Origin of the sequence: Komagataeibacter xylinus NBRC 15237, from assembly GCF_001571345.1 — a bacterium.
GTDB lineage: Bacteria > Pseudomonadota > Alphaproteobacteria > Acetobacterales > Acetobacteraceae > Komagataeibacter > Komagataeibacter xylinus.
The window spans coordinates 1-596 of the sequence record NZ_BCTP01000150.1 but is presented as its reverse complement, the minus strand read 5'-3'; the positions used below and the strand labels follow the sequence as shown (position 1 = coordinate 596).

Genomic DNA, 596 nt, shown 5'->3' with positions numbered 1-596 from the left:
GGCGGCGGCTCGGGGACCGGGGCCACCATGACAGGTATGAACGATGTCCCGCCTTTGGCCTGCGCTTTGGCCCGAGCCTCTCGCCGCCAGCGAAACACCAGACTGGGATGGATCCCATACTGTGCAGCCACCTCCCTTATGGGGCGTCGGCTCTCGTAGGACGCGATGACCACTCGCGCGCGAAATTCAGGGGCGTGCCAGCGGCGGCGATCCGAAACGATCTCGATCCGCGAGGCGCCCGCCAGCCTGTCCCGCTCGCATGTCTCTCTACCGCTCCTTTGGAGCCTCTCTGCGGTACTACCTGCGACACTCGCAGGTAGTACCGCGTCCCTATCTCTTAAATCGCTCATGCTTCATAGCTGAACCAGACCAGAAGTATTCAGCAAGGCGTCAGTCGCCGGGAGCTTACAATGCACCGGCGGTGACGTCTGGCGATGATACTGACGAGTTGGCCATTGTGCTGCGCAATGGCCGTTGTATCAGGGTGACGGGACATCCTGCAGAAGAGCTTCTGGCACGGGTCATCCGGATCGCGGAGACGGCATGATTGGCGTGGGCAACGGTGTGCGTGTCTATCTGGCCTGCGGGGTTATACC

The 596-nt window shown here is 61.9% G+C and carries 1 protein-coding gene; it reads right to left on the bottom strand.

Annotated elements, in window-relative coordinates; genetic code table 11:
• On the bottom strand, positions 1–350 hold a 350-nt coding region (locus tag GXY01S_RS17835; RefSeq protein WP_082770980.1), incomplete at its 3' end, for a transposase.
• Between the last annotated feature and the right edge of the window lie 246 nt (positions 351–596).